The sequence below is a fragment of the Pseudoalteromonas ostreae genome, from assembly GCF_018069805.1.
In the GTDB taxonomy this organism is placed as follows: Bacteria; Pseudomonadota; Gammaproteobacteria; order Enterobacterales; family Alteromonadaceae; genus Pseudoalteromonas; species Pseudoalteromonas ostreae.
Map to the genome: position 1 here is coordinate 17,967 of NZ_JAGPYN010000013.1, position 16,917 is coordinate 34,883.

Genomic DNA, 16,917 nt, shown 5'->3' on the forward strand with positions numbered 1-16,917 from the left:
CAGATAAAGCTCGTATTGGCTTTATCTGACTTACTAAAATATGCGGCTTAATATCAAATAACGTACTTTACGGGAATAAAGAAATGACAAGTAATCAACAACGTGCTGAGCTTAAACGACAAATATGGGCTATTGCTAATGATGTGCGAGGTTCAGTAGATGGTTGGGACTTCAAGCAGTACGTGTTGGGTACTTTGTTCTATCGTTTTATCAGTGAGAACTTTGTTGGTTACATCACAGGCGGTGATGAAAGTGTTAATTATGCTGCCATGGACGATGATGATGAAAACATTCTAGCTGCAAAAGATGATGCAGTCCGTACGAAAGGATATTTTATCCTTCCAAGCCAGTTGTTTAGCAATGTGGCGGCTAATGCGCATAAGAACGAAAATTTAAATACGGATTTGGCGGCTATTTTTGCTGCAATCGAAAACTCAGCCAATGGCTATGATTCAGAAAAAGACATAAAAGGCTTGTTTGCGGATTTTGATACCACCAGTAATCGCTTAGGTAATACGGTAGAAGCAAAAAACAAACGCCTAGCAGCTGTGTTAAAAGGCGTGGCTGGCTTAAATATCACTCAATTTGAAGACAACGAAAACGATCTGTTTGGTGATGCTTACGAGTTCCTTATTTCAAACTATGCTGCCAATGCGGGTAAATCAGGTGGCGAATTTTTTACGCCTCAGCACGTTTCAAAACTGATCGCGCAGCTCGCCATGCATGGCCAAACCAGTGTGAATAAAATCTATGATCCTGCGGCGGGTTCTGGTTCGTTGCTGCTACAAGCCAAAAAGCATTTTGATGCGCATATCATTGAAGATGGTTTTTTTGGTCAAGAGCTCAACCACACCACCTACAACTTGGCGCGTATGAACATGTTTTTACATAACATTAACTACGACAAGTTCAATATTCAATTGGGTGATACCTTAACCGAACCGCACTTTTTAGACGACAAGCCGTTTGATGCGATTGTCTCTAATCCACCTTATTCAGTGAAATGGATTGGTAGCGACGACCCAACCTTAATTAACGATGACCGCTTTGCGCCCGCTGGCGTATTAGCGCCTAAATCAAAAGCCGACTTTGCTTTTGTATTGCATGCGCTGAGTTACCTATCAAGCAAAGGTCGTGCTGCGATTGTTTGCTTTCCCGGTATTTTTTACCGCGGCGGTGCTGAGCAAAAAATTCGCCAATACTTGGTTGATAACAACTATGTTGAAACCGTGATTTCATTGGCACCAAATCTGTTCTTTGGCACCACCATTGCGGTAAATATCTTAGTGCTGTCTAAACACAAAACCGACACTACCACCCAGTTTATAGATGCCAGTGGCGAGGCTTACTTTAAAAAGGAAACCAATACCAACGTTATCACCAATCAGCACATCGAAGACATCATGAAAGTGTTTGCCAGCAAAGAGGACGTGGGTCACTTTGCCAAATCCGTTGATTTAGATGTCATTGCAGCCAATAGCTATAACCTTTCGGTAAGCAGTTATGTAGAAGCGAAAGACAACCGTGAGCTAGTGGACATTACAGAGCTTAATGCCGAACTTAAAACCACCGTTGCTAAAATTGATGCGCTTCGCTGTGATATTGACGCCATTGTGGCGGAAATTGAAGGTGAGGAGCTTGAGGCATGAGTCATTTGAGCTATTTAGAGAAACTCTTGGGTGGTGTTGAGCTTAAAGAATTAGCTTTAGGGGATGTAACACAATACGAACAGCCGACAAAATATCTCGTAAAAACGAAAAACTATGATGATTCGTTTGAGGTCCCTGTATTAACTGCGGGCAAGACTTTTATTTTAGGTTATACGGACGAAATAGACGGGATAAATCGAGCTTCAGAAAATCCTGTAATCATTTTTGATGACTTCACTACTGCTAATAAATGGGTTGATTTCGACTTTAAAGCTAAATCCTCAGCAATGAAAATGATTAAATCCAGTGATGAGTCGAAGTTCATGCTGAAGTACGTATATTATTGGATGAATACGCTACCGAGTGACTTGATTGAAGGTGATCATAAACGGCAATGGATTAGTAATTACTGTGCTAAAAAAATCCCCATCCCATGCCCAGATAACCAAGAAAAATCGCTGGCAATACAAGCTAAAATAGTGCGTATTCTGGACGCATTTACCGCTATGACCGCCGAGCTGACCGCCGAGCTGACCGCCGAGCTTAACATGCGGAAAAAACAATACAACTACTACCGCGACCAGTTGTTAAGTGCTGAAAATGAAGGAGTAGAATGGAAAACATTAGAGCATATTTGTACCTCTATATCTGCTGGCGGAGATGTACCTAAAAAAAGTTCTAAAGGTCAGACTGAGCCTACCGACGAATACCCATATCCAATTTATGCAAACGCTACAGGCGAAAAAGGATTATATGGTTTCACTGATGACTATAAAATTGACAGCGAAGCAGTAACCATCTCTGCGCGAGGCGCTAAAGTCGGATATCACACTGTTCGCGAAGCTAAGTTCACACCAATTATTCGTCTAATTGTTTTAATAGCCAACAAAGATATAATCAGTACAAGATATTTAAACTATGTTTTAGATATGACTCCCATTGGTGGTACTGAGGCTGGGATCCCGCAACTTACAGTTCCAATGGTCAAAAAGCTCACAGTTCCAATTCCTTTTCCAAATGACCCAAAAAAATCACTTATTGAGCAGGCTCGAATAGTTTCTATTTTGGATAAGTTCGACACCTTAACCACTTCGATCCAAGAAGGTCTCCCCCGCGAAATCGAGTTACGTCAAAAGCAATACGAATACTACCGCGACTTACTGTTGAACTTCCCCAAACCTATGGAGGAAACAGCGTAAATGAGCGGTCAAATGTACAACCTGATCATGGCAAGCGTGCCTAGCTTTTACTCGGGCGATCAAGGGGAATTCACGATTCCGAAAGACAGGTTTCTTGAATACACGGAAGCCTCTATCAAAGGGCAATTTCAATCATTAGATCAGGGTGCAATAAATAAGCTCAAGAATCTGCCAACCATGTTTGCGGTCGAGGATGAAGTCGCTGATTCAAGAATTGGGGAAATCACCGATATTAAAGTTAATTCTAATAATTTACGCATCAAGTATAGATTTGACAAAGACTACTACCCTTTAACCAGAGGCCTTCTAAAGGAGAAACAACAAAAATTAGATATCGATGATTTTGAATTTCACCGGGGGCATTGGGCCGTTAAGAAATGTGATATTTCTGAATTTTATGGGGAGTATTTAAAATCACTTGCAGGGATTGCCCATAAATTAAAGAATACTGATAAAAAAGTGCAGTTGATCTATGCCTTTAATGGCACGGGTAAAACGCGTTTGTCGCGTGAGTTTAAAAAGATCATAGCGCCGAAAGGCGATGGGCAAGATGCGATTGACGGTGTAGAGTCAACGCCACTCTCGCGCCACAAGATTTTATATTACAACGCGTTTACCGAAGACTTATTTTACTGGGATAACGATTTAGATGCTGATGCCCAGCCGAAGCTAAAAATCCAACCCAATACGTTTACCGATTGGATTCTTAAAGAAGTTAAAGATCAGGGGCAAGACCAAAATATTATTGATAACTTTCAGCGTTATACCAACGACAAGCTCACGCCCCAATTTAACCCAAAATATAAAAACGGAGAAAATGTAGTTCCAGCATTTTCCGAGATCACTTTTTCCTTTAAACGCGGAGATGATGAAAATTTGCCACCGCTAAAAATATCTAAAGGCGAAGAAAGCAACTTTATTTGGAGTATTTTTTATACCTTAATTAATCAGGTTATTGATGTGCTCGCTGTACCTGAGTTAGAGAATCGAGAAACCGACCAATTTAACCAATTGGAATATATCTATATTGACGACCCTGTAAGCTCATTAGACGAAAATCATTTAATTGAGCTTGCTGTCGATTTAGCACAATTAATTAAACGTACACCAGAACATACCGTAAAGTTTATTGTTTCTACTCATAATCCGCTGTTCTTTAATGTTTTGTACAATGAACTCAATGCCAACTCTTGTTATTTACTGGAAAAATTTGAAGATGGCAATTTTGAGCTTAAAGACAAAAAAGGCGGTGCTAATTCTAGTTTTTCCTATCATTTGTATTTAAAACAGTTAATTGAGCAGGCGATAAAAGATAACGAAGTTCAACGCTTTCATTTTAATTTATTACGTAATTTATATGAGAAAGCAGCGTCTTTTTTGGGCTATCAAAATTGGACAGATTTATTGCCTGAAGATAAAACTTTATATGCAAAGCGTGTCATGCATTTTTATAGTCATCGTTCATTATCAAGTGAAGAAGTTGCCGAGCCAACTGGACCAGAGAAACAAATTGTGAAGTTTTTACTTGATCATCTTTTAAATAACTATGGTTTTAAACTGCAAGGAAAAGCCAATGCCAAATCTTAGCCTACAAGATCAAACCTCTGAATTTTTACTTTACACTGCGCCTAATGGTGACATTAAAGTGGAAGTGCTACTTAGTGGTGAAACCATTTGGCTGACGCAAGAACGTATTGCAGAGCTGTTTGGCGTGCAGCGACCGGCGATTACCAAACATTTAAAAAATATTTTTGAAAGCGGTGAATTACAAGAGCAACTGGTATGTTCCATTTTGGAACATACCACTGCACATGGCGCGATAGCTGACAAAACCCAAACCAAAGCGGTGAAATACTACAACCTAGATGCGGTGATTTCAGTTGGTTATCGGGTTAATTCAGCGCAAGCCACCCAGTTTAGGATTTGGGCAACACAGTTGATTAAAGACTACATCATCAAAGGCTTTGCCATGGATGATGAACGCCTTAAAAATGGCCGTTTTTTTGGTAAAGATTATTTTAAAGAGTTGCTGGAACGAGTGCGCTCTATTCGCACCAGTGAGCGACGTATTTATCAGCAAATCACCGATATTTTTGCTGAATGCAGTATTGATTACGATGCAAAATCAGAAACTACGCGTTTATTTTACGCCCACGTGCAAGACAAGTTTCACTTTGCGATTACCGGCCATACTGCGGCTGAAATTATTGCACTTAAAGCCGATGCCAGTCAGCCATTAATGGGTATGTCAACTTATAAAAATGCACCTGAGGGGCGGATACTTAAATCAGATACGACCATCGCGAAAAACTACTTAGCAGAAGATGAAATTAAAAAGCTCGAACGCGCTGTGTCAGCATTTTTTGATTACATAGAAGGTATTATTGAACGCCGTAATGCTTTTACCATGGAAGCCTTCGCTGAAAGTGTGAATAAGTTTTTAGCCTTTAATGAGTACCAAGTGTTAGAAGGCTATGGCAATGTAACCCGCAAGGCGGCTGAGCAAAAAGCCCATGAAGCTTATGAGCAATTTAACAAACAACAAAAAATAGAATCTGACTTTGACCGCGAAGTTAAAAAGCTACTTAGGTATGGAAGTAAGAAAAAGGATGTAAACGAATGACGACTTATAAAACTGTGGCAGAATCCAATAATTTTATTGTTTTAGATAAATACACTAAAGACTGGCAAGTTAATGAAAACTTTCAGAGCGAAGGTGATTTAGAGCGTGAGCTGATTCAGGACCTAAGCAACCAGGGCTATGAGTATTTACCCGCGCTAACCACGCCAGATGCCATGCTGGCGAATGTGCGCAAACAGCTACAAGCCCTTAATAAGGTCGAGTTTCGTGACGCCGAATGGGCTCGCTTTTGTGAGCAATACCTGAATACACCCAGCGACAATATTCTCGACAAAACCCGCAAGGTGCATAGTGACTATATCTTCGATTTTGTTTTTGATGATGGCCATATAGAAAACATCTACCTGTTCGACAAGAAAGTTATTGCTCGCAACAAAGTACAGGTGATTAAGCAGTTTGAACAAACGGGAAGCCATGCTAACCGTTATGATGTGACGATTTTGGTTAATGGTTTGCCTTTGGTGCAAATCGAACTGAAAAAGCGTGGTGTGGCTATTCGAGAGGCATTTAACCAAATTCATAGGTACAGCAAAGAGAGTTTTAATGCCGATAACTCTTTGTACAAGTTCTTGCAGCTGTTTGTGATCTCTAATGGCACCGACACGCGCTATTTTGCCAATACCACGAAACGTGACAAAAACAGCTTCGACTTTACGATGAACTGGGCAAAATCTGACAATACGCTTATTAAGGATTTAAAAGACTTTACCGCCACTTTTTTCCAGAAAGAGACGTTGCTTGAAGTGATCTTGCGTTACTCGGTGTTTGATGTCAGCAATACTTTGCTGGTAATGCGCCCCTACCAGATTGCCGCCACCGAGCGCATTTTATGGAAAATAAAAAGTGCATTTAACAGCAGAGATTGGGCTAAGCCAGAAAGTGGCGGTTATATATGGCACACCACCGGATCAGGTAAAACACTCACCAGCTTTAAGGCTGCTCGTTTGGCTACCGATTTAGACTGTATAGATAAAGTCTTTTTTGTGGTGGACAGAAAAGATCTCGATTTTCAAACTATGAAAGAATATCAGCGATTTTCGCCTGATAGTGTGAACGGTTCAGACAGTACCGCAGGGCTAAAAAGCAACCTGGATAAAGACGATAACAAGATTGTTGTTACCACAATTCAAAAGCTCAATAACTTAATAAAAAGCGAAAGCGATTTAGCTATCTACAACAAGCAAGTCGTTTTTATTTTTGATGAGTGTCATCGAAGCCAATTCGGTGAAGCACAGAAAAACCTGAAGAATAAATTTAAAAAGTACTACCAGTTTGGCTTTACGGGTACACCAATTTTCCCTGAAAACGCTTTGGGTGCAGAAACCACGGGGGACGTGTTTGGCCAGCAGTTGCACACATATGTGATCACTGATGCTATTCGTGATGAGAAAGTACTCAAGTTCAAAGTGGACTATAATGATGTTCGCCCGCAATTTAAGAGCATTGAGACTGAACAAGACGATAAAAAACTCAGTGCTGCCGAGAATAAGAAAGCGTTTTTACATCCGATGCGGATTAGTGAAATCTCGCAGTATATTCTGAGCCATTTTAACCAGAAAACGCATCGAGCTTATTCTGGCGCGAAAGGGTTTAACGCCATGTTTGCGGTAAGTAGTGTTGATGCGGCGAAAGCTTACTATGAAAACTTCAAAACATTGCAGGCCGAGACTGAACATGGTCCTAGAAGTAAACCTTTGCGCATTGCGACTATCTTCTCATTTGCTGCCAATGAAGAGCAGGACGCCATTGGTGATATTTTAGATGAGAGCTTTGAAGTCAATGCCATGAATAGTAGCGCGAAAGAGTTTTTGAGCGCCGCGATCACTGATTATAACGCCATGTTTAAATCTAACTACGGCGTGGATAGTAATGGCTTTCAGAACTACTACCGTGACCTTGCCCAGCGAGTTAAGAATCAAGAAATAGACTTGCTCATCGTGGTGGGTATGTTTTTAACGGGCTTTGATGCGCCCACGCTTAACACCTTGTTTGTTGATAAGAATTTGCGTTATCACGGTTTGATGCAGGCGTTTTCTCGCACTAACCGCATTTATGATGCGACTAAGACCTTTGGCAATATTGTTACCTTCCGTGACTTGGAACAGGCGACAATTGATGCCATAACCCTGTTTGGTGACAAAAACACCAAAAATGTGGTGTTGGAGAAGAGCTACAAAGAATACATGGAAGGCTTCTACGATATTGTTAACAAACAAGCGCGTCGAGGTTTTGTTGATATTGTAAAAGAGCTGCAAGAACGTTTTCCAAACCCAGAAAATATTGAAAAAGAACAAGATAAAAAAGAGTTTGCCAAGCTGTTTGGTGAATACCTCAAAGCAGAAAATATTTTACAAAACTACGATGAGTTTGCTGGATTAAAAGCACTGCAAAGCTTAAATATCAGTGATGAACAAGCTGTTAAAGAGTTCAAGTCAAAGTACTATCTGGACGATGCAGACATCGAGGCAATGCAAACCATCGATATGCCGAGCGAACGTGCTATTCAAGATTATCGCTCTACTTACAATGATACCCGTGACTGGTTGCGACGCGATAAAGAAGGTCAGAACAAAGATAAATCAACGGTAGACTGGGACGATGTGGTCTTTGAAGTTGATTTGCTTAAATCTCAAGAAATTAACCTTGATTACATTCTTGAACTGATTTTTGATCACAATAAGAAGAACAAGAGTAAAGAAGGCTTGATTGAAGAAGTTCGTCGCATGATCCGCGGTAGCCTTGGCAATAGAGCGAAAGAGAGCTTAGTGGTTGATTTTATTAACCAGACAAACCTAGATGAGATCAATGACAAAGCCAGCATTATCGACGCTTTCTTCAAATTCGCCCAAGCGGAGCAGAAGCGCGAAGCCGATGCCATTATTGCCTCTGAAAAGCTCAATATCGATGCTGCCAAACGCTATATTGCGTCATCACTCAAACGTGAGTACGCGTCTGAAAATGGCACTGCACTTAATGAGGCGCTGCCCAAACTTAGCCCATTGAACCCACAGTACCGAACTCAGAAGCAAACGGTGTTTCAGAAAATCGCCGCTTTTGTTGAGAAGTTTAAAGGTGTGGGTGGGCAGGTTTAGGGGCGTAAATATATACAAACCGTGCAGCATAAACCTGAGGTCGTAGTTAGACCGCAGTGGTATTACTGAGGTTAAGATGATTACTTATCAAACTGGCAATATTTTACATGATCAAGCAGATGCTATTATCAACACACTTAATACTGTAGGGGTAATGGGTAAGGGGCTTGCTTTGCAATTTAAAAAGGCCTTTCCTGATAATTTTAAGATATACAAAAAAGCCTGTGATGATAAAAAGCTGGTAACAGGTGAAGTGTTAACCGTTGAGCTTAATTCTATTAATGCACCATTTTATATTATTAACTTTCCTACTAAAGCACACTGGAAAGGTAGTTCTAAACTTGAGTATATAGAGCGAGGGCTGAACAGCCTAAAAGCTGAAGTAAAGCGGTTAAGGCTTAAATCAGTCGCCTTACCAGCACTGGGAAGTGGCTTAGGGGGCTTAGATTGGCATGCTGTTGATTCACTCATACAACGTTCTTTAAATGAATTACCAGACGTTGAATGGCGTGTATACCCGCCACAAAATGCACCAAGTGCCCAGGCTATGCCTAATAAAACTAAAAGACCTGAAATGACGCTAGGCAGAGCCGCAGTGCTGGGCTTGATAGAACGTTATACCTCTACAGGGTTTGGTTATCGTTTATCGCTACTAGAAGTACAAAAGCTTGTGTATTTTTTAACTGCAGCGGGTGAGCCTTTAAACAAAGTGATATTCCAAAAACATCATTATGGCCCTTATGCTGATGTGCTGCGCCATGTGTTAGATAAAATGGAAGGTCACTTTATTACTGGTTATGCAGACGGTATAAATAAGCCTGATACGCCTATAGAGTTAAAAGATGATGCTGCTATTGAGGCGCTTAACTATTTGCAAGAATGTCCAGAGACAAAACAACGATTTGATAAAGTAGCGAGGCTAATAGAAGGCTTTGAGTCGCAAAACGGTATGGAGCTACTTTCAACAGTGCATTGGGTTGCCACTAATGAGTTAGAAGGTAACGACATTACTGATGATCTACTTATTAACTCAGTACATAGTTGGAATGCTCGAAAATCGGTAATGAAACCTGCCCGCATTCTTGCTGCTTGGAACAAGCTAAAACAAGAAGACTGGTTAAATTTAAAAGCACAAATTGCTTAAAATTACTTTAAAGGGAAGCTATATGCTTCCCTTTTTGCTGCACTTTTCTTATTCATAAATATAATGAATCGCATTTTCGATACTTTAGATCTTGTTTGATGAGTTTATTTTAAGAAGAATTAGAATGCTATTTTGTAGTAAACTCCCTCCATAAACGAAAAGTACAAAAGCATAGTTTTACTTTTAGTACCCACATTAGTACCCACATTAGTACCCATAGGCTGCGGCCTTTAATTAAAGGTCATATAAATCAAATGAGTAGAGCAGGAATACAGTGGTTCCCTGGGCATATGAATAAAGCCCGTAATGAAATTAAAGAAATAATGCCACAAATGGATGTGATCATTGAAGTGCTTGATGCGCGCATTCCTTACAGTAGTGAAAACCCGATGGTGGCGACGTTGCGTGAAGGTAAGCCGGTCATCAAAATTTTGAATAAAGCTGATTTAGCCGATCCTAAAATGACGCAAACGTGGAAGGATTACTTTGAGCAAGAAAATGGCGTTAAAGCGATTGCGTTTGGTAATGATAAAGCGGCTGAAGTTCATCGTATTAATGAACTGTGTAAAAAATTAGTACCACACAAAGTTGGTGCCGATAAGCAGATTAAAGCCATGATCATGGGTATTCCTAACGTGGGTAAATCTACGTTAATTAATGTGTTAGCGGGTCGTATTGTTGCGAAAACAGGCAACGAACCGGCGGTTACTAAAGCGCAGCAACGTATTAAGCTTGAAGACGGCATCATGCTTTACGACACACCGGGTATGTTATGGCCAAAAGTAGAAAATGAAAACTCAGGCTACCGTTTAGGTGCTACAGGTGCGATACGTGATACCGCACTTGAATATGAAGAAGTGGCAAGTTACACCGCTGAATATCTATTGCGGGCGTATCCTGAACTTTTAAAAGCGCGTTATAAAATTGATGAATTACCTGAAAATGATTGGGAGTTTGTTGAAATGGCGGGTAAAAAGCGTGGTTGTATTCGTGGTGGTAACCAAATTGATACTTATAAAATGTCTGAAATTCTAATTAATGAATTACGTGATGGTATTATTGGTCGCATTACCATGGAAACACCTGCCATGCGTGAAGAAGAAGAAGTGATGGTTGCAGGGCTTCGTGCTGCGGCTGAGGCTAAAAAAGCCGCTAAAGAAGAAGAGAAAAAACAACGTCGAGCACGAGCACGTAAAAACCGCCGTTAATTTTTAAAAGCGTAGGTTAAAGCCTAGTTCACTAAATTACTGACATAAAAAAAGCCCGTAAGGGCTTTTTTAGTTTCATATCTACCGTCACCGATATGAGCAATGTAGCAAGTAAAATAGTAGGGCGGTTACCTGTCACCAACATCAAGGGGCGTTGCGGTTAGTAACAGGTAACCTTAGCTGTTTACGTGCGCCACACGTGTTTCAGGGTAGAGAAACAAATTCAGTTTATTCCGTACAAGTCGTGATGCTTTATCGCCTTGTTGATATTGATTATCAGTTAGATCTGGCAAAGTGTCAATATCTATTTGGAAATAATTCTCATTAAGTTTTATTTGTTGTTTTTCTTTATTCTATTTAGGCGGCTATAGAGAAAGCAAATGTCTAACATGAATTTTAGACATAAAAAAAGCCCGTAAGGGCTTTTTAGTGTCATATCTACCGTCACCGATATGAGCAATGTAGCAAGTAAAATAGTAGGGCGGTTACCTGTCACCAACATCAAGGGGCGTTGCGGTTAGTAACAGGTAACCTTAGCTGTTTACGTGCGCCACACGTGTTTCAGGGTCGAGAAACAAATTCAGTTTATTCTGTACAAGTCGTGGTGCTCTATCGTCTTGTTGATATTGATTATCAGTTAGATTGTTTAATCTGTCAACACTCACTTGCAAATAATTCTCATTTAATTTATTAGGTTTATATTCCAAACAAAATAATTATGTATGGTTCAATTTAATTGTTTGTTAAGTATTGAACGGATAATAATTATTGGTAGAAAATGAAAGCTATTAATTTACAATGGTAAGGTAATCGTGACTTGTGTACCTTGGCCATTTGGATTGGCTAATAATTGTAACTGACCACCTTGATTACGAATGAGTTCGCGGCTTATAACTAAGCCTATGCCAGCTCCTTGTTCCTTAGTTGAATAAAAAGGCACAAATAGGTTATCAGGATTTGTAATTCCAGTGCCGCTATCGAGCAGCTCAATAACAACTTTATCTTTATGTTGTTGCCAGCTAAATGTAGGTGCACTACTACCTCCGGCTTCAAAGGCATTTTTAATTAGATTGATTAGTGCTTGTTCTAACTGGCCTAAATCTACATTGATGTGCTGAGGTTCAGTTGCTTGAATAACTAACTGTGGAAATAAGGCATGTAATCTCAGATTGATTTGTTCTGTGGTTACGGCTTGCTTATTAGCGGCAGGCAGCTGTGAAAAGGCACTGTAACTGGCTACAAAGTCGAGTAAATGCTGGGCGCGTTTTTCAATCACTTGTAGCATGTCGCTGGCTAAATCAGGTGCATTACTGATCTGTCCTTGCTGCTTCATGATCTGAAGAGACTGACTCATTGAGTAAATCGGTGTGAGGGAGTTTCTGACTTCATGATTAAGTACGCGTATTAATCGCTGCCATACTTGTTGCTCGTTGCTACGTAGTTGTTGCTCAATCGAAAATAATGTCAGTAATTCGTAGCTTCGCCCTGCACGCCAAAATGTTTGTGATGAGATATGAAAACGCTGCTCAAAACATGAATCATCATGTTGTTGCCACATGCCTTGGTTATATATGAGGCCGAGATTATTTGCTGTTAAACCTGCAACGTCAGGAGTGGTTAAACTATTTAAGAATGCTTGATTAGTGAAATAGACTAATCCGTGCGGGTCTAAAATAACAATGGGTAAATCAAGCATGCCAACAAACTCAAATACAAACTCTTCGGTTTGTATGTAATGACGTTTATTTTTAGCAATTTTATTACTGAGTTTATTAAAGTCGGCTTTTAAGCTTGTAATGCGCCCACCTTGGTATTTGGCTAAGTGCCAGCTATTGCTTTCGTTATTCGCAAGGGCATCAAGTTGTAAGCCAAATCGATCGAGTATATCGGTAACTAGCCGATAACTTTTTAGCGCCGCAAGTACCGTTAGAGTGATCAACGGCAATAATATACTGATGCTGGCAAACCAATCTAAATCCCAGCTGATCGTAAGCAAAATAGATAACGTCAGCAGGATAAAAACCATCAAATAAAGGTAGCGTTTAAGGTGCAGCTCAAGTGACTGGTTGGTTGGCATTTAACTGTCTACTTCTTTTAAATCAAGCTGATGCTTATCGATGCGCCTGTAAATAGCTGATTTACTTAATCCTAAAAATTCCCCAGCAGCAATAACATTGCCATTAAATTCAGCCAGTGCTTTTTGGATCATTTGTTTTTCTAGCTCCTCCAGCGGTAATAGCGGGAGTGATTGATTGGCTGCTGCGCTATGGCTGGTGCTTACTTCACTACTGGGTTGTGCAAGAATCAAATCATTGGCGTCAATATTGTCGTTATCGCTCATGATCACTGCGCGTTCAATGCAGTGGCTCAGTTCGCGTACATTGCCCGGCCAACTGTATTGCGTAAGCGCAGCGGTCGCGGCGGCAGAAAGTGACAAGCCTTCGCGCTGATATTTTTTACTGTGTGTTGCCAACAAGTGATTAGCCAGCTCAACAATATCTTCCGGGCGTTCGCGCAGGGGCGGAATGTGTAGTTCAATGGTGTTGAGTCGAAACAGCAAATCGCGGCGAAATTCGCCTTCTTCAATGGCTTTGGCAAGCTCTGCATTGGTTGCAGCAATAATACGAACATCGGCAATTTTGGTTTGACTGGAGCCGAGCACTTCAAATTCTTGGCTTTCGAGTACGCGCAGCATTTTACTTTGTAACTCCAGCGGCAAAGTGGCTATTTCATCTAAAAATAAGGTACCGCTATTGGCTATTTCAAAGCGGCCTAAGCGGTCTTCTTTGGCATCAGTAAAAGCGCCTTTTTTATGACCAAATAATTCACTTTCAAATAATGAAGGGGCAATAGCACCAATGTTTACGCTAACGAAGCGTTGCTCACTGCGGTTTGAATGTTGGTGTATGTAATGTGCTAAGAGGCTCTTGCCAGTGCCATTTTCGCCAGTAATTAAAATGCTGGCATTGGTTTGGGCTGCGCGTTTAGCTCGGGCTAATAACTGTTGCATAGTGGCTGACAGGGCAATGTAATTAGCATCGCTGGTGCTATGCAATGCTTTTAAACAAGCATTGTCGTGGTTGGTTTTTTGTTGTTTGAGCTGCTGTTGTACCACCGCCGTTAAGCGTAGGTTGTTCCATGGCTTTTCAACAAAATCGACCGCACCCAACTGCATGGCTTTTACAGCAACATCAACGCTTGCCCATGCGGTCATGACTACCACTGGGATATTAGCGCTCAGGGTCTGCAGTTGCTGTAAAAATCGCAGTCCTTCAGCGCCGGATGTGGTGTCGAGTTTAAAGTTCATATCAAGCAAAATAAGGCTTATAGCTGTGCTGCTGATTATTTCCAGCGCCTGCTCTGGGCCTTGTGCTTCAATGCATTGATAGCCAATTTGATTTAATGCCACGATGGCCGCCATGCGTACATCGGCTTGGTCGTCGATAACTAAAATTGTGTCCATTTTGTTCTTCTTGTTTCAAGCAAAAGCAAATTGCTTTACTTTTGCTTGGTTATCACATCATATTGCTTAGTCGTTACGAAGCGCAGCCATAGGTTTTGCTTTAATTAACAGTAATAATGGCCTAAAACACGCGAACATGGCAATAATTAAGGTAATTGCCCATGCCATTAATTGCAGCCGGACATCCATGATTAGCCATGATATTAGCTGTTCTTGAAGTATAAAATAACCAGCTAACACGGTTATTATTGCAAGGGCAAAGCCAATCAGCACAGGGATCACCGCCTCTTTGCTCATTAATTTAAATAAGCGTATCTTTTTAGCGCCGAGCGCCATGCGAATACCAAACTCATAACGGCGCAGACCTAGGTTATAGCTCAGCACGCCAAAGATACCTATTGCTGCTAATAATAGAGTAAATAATGCCAAGGTACTACACAGTGCAACAGTTAGGTGGCTCATATACAATAAATCATCGTACTCTTGTTGTAAGTCTCTAAATTGCCATAAGGTTAGGTGACTATTGGCTTTTCTTAATAAACTTAAAACGTGCTTGCTGGTAAGCGCAACACCTTGCTCTGTTTTAATAACAAACATATAGCTGCGAGGTTGTGCAGGCCACCAAATGTGCCGGCCAAATGATTCGTCATAGTATTTAGGGTGGTTAAAATCCTCCGTTATGCCGACGATTTCAAACATTTTATCTTCAAGGCCTCTGTAGCTTTTACCGATAATATTAGTGTATTCCTGATCGGGTAATAGCCATTTAGCGACACTGACAGAGACCAACAGCTCGTTAGTTTCACCACGTATAGCTTGTTCACTAAAAGTACGACCTGCGAGTATTTTTGTGCCGACTAAAGCAAAGTAATCAGGCCCGACCCACTGGCTTGGGAAGAAGATGGAGCTTTTACCTTCAACATTGGTCAAGCTAGTGGCATTTTGCCTTGGTGTCACAGGGCTATGGCCAAGTGCAACATCTTTAATGCCTTCGCTATTTTGTAATACTTTTTGATACTGCTTAACTTGTTCATAGCGCTCAGCTAATGTTGCATCATTATTAGTTTGAAATAACTGTGCAAAGTACAGGTTTTCAGTGTCGCTACCCAGTGGGCGATTAATGGTATCGAGCGCTTTGCTAACAATCATAATTGAAAAGCTAACTAATAAAGCGGCCACAAACATTTGTGTGCCAATCAATATACGCACAGTACGCCCAGACACTTGCGACACGCCGCCTTTGCCACTGTTTTGCATTTGGCTATTTAAGGTTTTGTAGTTAACTAAACGTGCAGTGATCACTGAGAATATGTACGCTAAAGCAATACACATAACTACCGCTATCAGCACCAAATTAAGGTCAACAGCCAAGCTGTTCACCAGTGGCAAGCGTCCTTCTGCAAGTACTTTGAATAACCGAATGCCCCAAATAGATAAAAACAGTGCAATGCTGACCGATATACTCATTAAAATGAGTGATTGCAGTAAAATGCTGCTAAATAAAGTTTTACGTTTTGCGCCCAGTACAGCTTGCAGCGCTAAGGTTTTATGCTGTGCTAACGCGCGTGAAAAAAACAAGGTGCTGACGTTTAGTACAGCGATGACCAATAGCCCCACCGCGCCTGCAAGCATCATTAAACTAAGTTGATCGTTATTGCCAAGCTCAACTTCACGATACGGTGTTACAACGGGCTTTACATCAGTAATGCCGCCATTATTGAGCCACTGGGATTTAATCGTATCAATTTGGGCTTTTAAGTCGGTTTTTACTTGCTCGTTAGTGACGCCAGGCTTTAATACTGCAATCAGTTTTAAGTTTCTAAACGTGTTGGTCCACGGGCTTTGCCAGTCATCATTATGGAAAAATCGACGGTCAGAACTGGTTGGATACCAAACTTCAACAGAGCCTGCTTTAATCATATATGGGGGGCTGAAATTAGCCGCTACAACACCTATTATTATATGCCCATTACCTTCATCTTCGCTGGCTGTTTTTAAGGATTTACCAATTATATCAGGGTCATTATTAAAGTGTTCTTTCCAGAACTTCTCTGAAATGACTACGCTATTATCAGCTTCCTCTAAAGTTCCACCCTTTTTAAAGCCATGTCCGAGTAGAAAGGGAGTATGTAGGAGCTCAAAATATTCACCGCCTACATACAGCACATCCTCTTTAGGTTGTCCGTCTAAGTTTGAAAAAACATGTTCAGCGGCATTTATCATAAAGGTGCGCTCAAAGCTTTGATTGTTTTTAAGCCAGTGCACCATCGACTGATAGCTTTGAAAGCCAACCGCATCGTAATCGTCATAGGTTAGGCTTTGCTCAACCACCACCATGCGGGTTTCGTCAAATACATCAAGGGGTTTTAAAAAGTAACTATTTACCAAGCTTAGCACTACAAATAACGTCGCGAGAGTGAGCGCCAAGGTGGCTACAACGGCGGTAACAAACCCCGGTGCGTTCATCAGTGATGCCCACGCCAAGCGCAGTTGACTACGTGTTTTAGTTAAACGGCTCATG

General features: G+C 40.9%; 10 protein-coding genes. 7 read left to right on the forward strand and 3 right to left on the reverse strand.

Translation table 11 applies throughout. The features are described from left to right. Positions 1-83: 83 nt before the first annotated feature. The 7 genes from J7338_RS11795 (at position 84) to ylqF (ending at position 10,933) form a co-directional block, all read left to right on the forward strand. On the forward strand, positions 84-1,649 hold the full coding sequence (locus tag J7338_RS11795) for a type I restriction-modification system subunit M (RefSeq protein ID WP_210797243.1): 1,566 nt from the start codon (positions 84-86) through the stop codon (positions 1,647-1,649). Further along, positions 1,646-2,848 (forward strand): restriction endonuclease subunit S, encoded by a 1,203-nt coding sequence (locus J7338_RS11800; RefSeq protein ID WP_210797244.1) that lies wholly within the window; start codon positions 1,646-1,648, stop codon positions 2,846-2,848. The genes J7338_RS11795 and J7338_RS11800 overlap by 4 nt, the downstream gene beginning before the upstream one ends. Next, positions 2,849-4,435 carry an AAA family ATPase gene (locus J7338_RS11805; RefSeq protein WP_228732976.1) on the forward strand — a complete coding sequence of 529 codons (1,587 nt, stop codon included), beginning with the start codon at positions 2,849-2,851 and terminating at the stop codon, positions 4,433-4,435. It abuts the gene before it with no gap. Then, positions 4,422-5,471, forward strand: a complete 1,050-nt coding sequence (locus tag J7338_RS11810) for a virulence RhuM family protein (RefSeq protein ID WP_210797245.1) — start codon at positions 4,422-4,424, stop codon at positions 5,469-5,471. Before J7338_RS11805 ends, J7338_RS11810 begins: the two co-directional genes overlap by 14 nt. After that, entirely contained in the window at positions 5,468-8,581 is a 3,114-nt protein-coding gene (locus tag J7338_RS11815) for an HsdR family type I site-specific deoxyribonuclease (protein ID WP_210797246.1), read from the forward strand. The genes J7338_RS11810 and J7338_RS11815 overlap by 4 nt, the downstream gene beginning before the upstream one ends. A 76-nt stretch (positions 8,582-8,657) precedes the next feature. Further along, on the forward strand, positions 8,658-9,725 hold the full coding sequence (darG, locus tag J7338_RS11820) for a type II toxin-antitoxin system antitoxin DNA ADP-ribosyl glycohydrolase DarG (RefSeq protein ID WP_210797247.1): 1,068 nt from the start codon (positions 8,658-8,660) through the stop codon (positions 9,723-9,725). 254 nt (positions 9,726-9,979) lie between these two features. Further along, on the forward strand, positions 9,980-10,933 hold the full coding sequence (ylqF, locus tag J7338_RS11825) for a ribosome biogenesis GTPase YlqF (protein WP_145240293.1): 954 nt from the start codon (positions 9,980-9,982) through the stop codon (positions 10,931-10,933). Between the two features lie 793 nt (positions 10,934-11,726). Here ylqF and J7338_RS11830 read toward each other — a convergent pair. The 3 genes from J7338_RS11830 to J7338_RS11840 all read right to left on the reverse strand — a co-directional run bounded on the left by J7338_RS11830 (position 11,727) and on the right by J7338_RS11840 (position 16,916). Continuing rightward, complete coding sequence (locus tag J7338_RS11830; RefSeq protein WP_210797248.1) at positions 11,727-13,010, reverse strand: sensor histidine kinase; 1,284 nt, start codon at positions 13,008-13,010, stop codon at positions 11,727-11,729. Continuing rightward, entirely contained in the window at positions 13,011-14,396 is a 1,386-nt protein-coding gene (locus J7338_RS11835; protein ID WP_210797249.1) for a sigma-54-dependent transcriptional regulator, read from the reverse strand. Positions 14,397-14,462: 66 nt separating this feature from the next. Beyond that, on the reverse strand, positions 14,463-16,916 hold the full coding sequence (locus J7338_RS11840) for an ABC transporter permease (protein WP_210797250.1): 2,454 nt from the start codon (positions 16,914-16,916) through the stop codon (positions 14,463-14,465). Between the last annotated feature and the right edge of the window lies 1 nt (position 16,917).

Coding starts and splice junctions, on each gene's coding strand:
- J7338_RS11830 (WP_210797248.1), bottom strand. CDS start 13,010: ATGCCAACCAACCAGTCACTTGAGCTGCACCTTAAACGCTACCTTTAT.
- J7338_RS11810 (WP_210797245.1), top strand. CDS start 4,422: ATGCCAAATCTTAGCCTACAAGATCAAACCTCTGAATTTTTACTTTAC.
- J7338_RS11795 (WP_210797243.1), top strand. CDS start 84: ATGACAAGTAATCAACAACGTGCTGAGCTTAAACGACAAATATGGGCT.
- J7338_RS11840 (WP_210797250.1), bottom strand. CDS start 16,916: ATGAGCCGTTTAACTAAAACACGTAGTCAACTGCGCTTGGCGTGGGCA.
- J7338_RS11800 (WP_210797244.1), top strand. CDS start 1,646: ATGAGTCATTTGAGCTATTTAGAGAAACTCTTGGGTGGTGTTGAGCTT.
- J7338_RS11815 (WP_210797246.1), top strand. CDS start 5,468: ATGACGACTTATAAAACTGTGGCAGAATCCAATAATTTTATTGTTTTA.
- ylqF (WP_145240293.1), top strand. CDS start 9,980: ATGAGTAGAGCAGGAATACAGTGGTTCCCTGGGCATATGAATAAAGCC.
- J7338_RS11805 (WP_228732976.1), top strand. CDS start 2,849: ATGAGCGGTCAAATGTACAACCTGATCATGGCAAGCGTGCCTAGCTTT.
- J7338_RS11835 (WP_210797249.1), bottom strand. CDS start 14,396: ATGGACACAATTTTAGTTATCGACGACCAAGCCGATGTACGCATGGCG.
- darG (WP_210797247.1), top strand. CDS start 8,658: ATGATTACTTATCAAACTGGCAATATTTTACATGATCAAGCAGATGCT.